The organism is Actinoallomurus acaciae, from assembly GCF_042429965.1.
Classification (GTDB): Bacteria; Actinomycetota; Actinomycetes; order Streptosporangiales; family Streptosporangiaceae; genus Actinoallomurus; species Actinoallomurus acaciae.
Map to the genome: position 1 here is coordinate 1 of NZ_JBHLZP010000871.1, position 2,159 is coordinate 2,159.

Consider the following 2,159-nt stretch of genomic DNA (forward strand, 5'->3'; position numbering starts at 1 on the left):
GAGGCCGCGCTCGCGGGCGCCTCGCTCGTGTGGCCGGCGCCGGTCGCGCCGACCCGGCTCGCGCGGGCGTTCGACGGGGCCGACCCCGATGACGGCCCGTTCTTCGCCGCGGACCATCCCCGGCTGGGCGGGCCGGACGGCGAGCGGGTGCTGACGTACCTGCGCTCCGCGGAACTCGTCGTCAACACCCCGGGCGCCATGAACGACGTGCTGGACGTGGGCCGGGTGGCGGCCGTGCCGGTCGGGTTCCGCTCCGACGGCGAATGGGTCTGGTCCGACGCCGTGGCCTACTACCTCAAGCGCCACGGTCTGGCGCCCGAGCCGGACCTGCTCGCGCACGTCCTGGCCAGGACCTCACCGCCAGGCCCGCTCGGCAGGTTCACCCGGCATCGAGCGCTCGCGACGCTGTTCGCCCCGGCCGAAGGAGGACCGGTATGGCAGGCAGGCTGACCCCGGCCCGCTCGATCCTCAACGTCTCGGCGACCGCACCGGACTCCTACCGTACGATCGGCGACGCCGTGGCCGCCGCCGGTCACGGCGACGTGATCTCGGTGCAGCCCGGCACGTACGTCGAGTCGGTGGTGCTCCACCGGGAGGTCACCCTGTCCGCCGCGGGAGCGCCCGGAGGGGTGCGGATCGAGTCCCGCGACGCGCCGGCCGTACGGATCGCGGGGGAGTCCGCCACCCTCTCGGGCATCGTGATCCGGCACAGCGGCGAGCAGACGTCCGCCGTCGACGTGCCGACCGGCCGGCTCCGCATGGACGAGTGCACGGTGGAGGCCGACTCGGCCGCCGCGCTGTACGCCCACGGCGCGGCCGAGGTCACCGCGCGGGGGTGTGAGTTCACCAATCCGGCCGGCGCCGGGGCGATCTTCGTCGAGGGCGCCGAGGGCAGCCTGACCGAGTGCACGCTGCGGAACGTCAAGGCCTCGGCCGTGGTGATCCGCACCTCCGCCAACCCTCAGCTCGCCGACTGCGTGATCACGGACGTGGAGGGCAGCGGCCTGCTCGCGGCCGAGCGGGCGCGCGGAACCGTACGCGACTGCCGGATCGTCCGGGCCGGCAACCCGGCCGTCGCGATCGAGGGCGACAGCGCGACGCAGCTGTACCGGACCGTGATCGAGGACGCCGAGGGCGTCGGCGTGCTCGTCGCGTCCGGCTCGGCACCGCTGCTGGAGGACTGCGAGGTCACGCGAGCCGGCGCGCAGGGCATCGCGCTCGTCGAAGGTGCGGCACCGGACCTGCGGCGGGTGGAGGTACGCGACGCGGGCGGCTACGGCGTGCACGTGCTCGACACCTCGGCCGGGACGTTCACCGAGTGCGTCGTGGCCGGCTCGGCCGACACCGCGGTCCTGGTGTCCGGCGCGGTCACGAGCTCGTTCGAGGCGCTTCACGTCGACGGGGGCGCGGGCGCCGGCGTCTCGGTCGGCGAGTCGGCCACGCCGACCTTCGACGAACTGCGCGTCGACCGTACGGAGGGGCACGGCATCGAGGTGCGGACCGCCGCCCATCCCCAGTTGCGCCGCGCGACCGTGACCGCGCCCGGCGGGGACGGGGCCCTGGTCACCGAGCAGGGGCGCGGTCTGTTCGAGGACCTGAGCGTCACCGAGCCGGCCGGCGCGGGCATACGCGTCCTCGACGGCGGCCGGCCGGAGGTGCGCGGCTGCGCGCTGGTGCGTACCGGGGCGGCCGCGATCCACGTCGGCGACGGCGAGATCGACCTGGAGGAGGGCGACATCGCCGACTCTCAGGCCGAGGGCGTGCTGGTGGAGAACCACGGATCGGCGCGGCTCACCCGCTCTCGCGCGCGCGGGTCCCGGCGTACCGGGATCGAGTGGAGCGCCGGCGCGTCCGGCGAGGCGACCGACTGTGAGGTCGCGACGTCCGGCGGCGACGGCATCCTTGTGCACTCCACCGAACCCCTGACGCTCCACAACTGCCTGCTGCGGGAGAACACCGGCGCCGGCCTGCGGGTCACGACGCCGTCGGACCACCTGGAGATCTCCCGGATCACCAGCCGTGGCAACGGCGACGACGACACCCGCGGTGGCGGCGACCCGGCCGGCCGGCAGGACGACGAAGAGGCCACGCCCGTCGGCCCGCGGCCGCGCGACGACGGCGGCGCCACGGCACCGCGTACGACACGGCGGTCCGCCCCC

1 protein-coding gene and 1 pseudogene are annotated in these 2,159 nt (G+C 75.3%); both read left to right on the forward strand.

All coding sequences use genetic code 11. The features are described 5' to 3' along the window. Positions 1-450: pseudogene (locus ACFFNX_RS48300) on the forward strand (hypothetical protein); the annotation flags it as partial. Further along, positions 435-2,159, forward strand: a 1,725-nt coding sequence (locus ACFFNX_RS48305; RefSeq protein WP_378213170.1) for a right-handed parallel beta-helix repeat-containing protein, incomplete at its 3' end; no start/stop codon positions are given. The pseudogene ACFFNX_RS48300 and the gene ACFFNX_RS48305, both read left to right, overlap by 16 nt.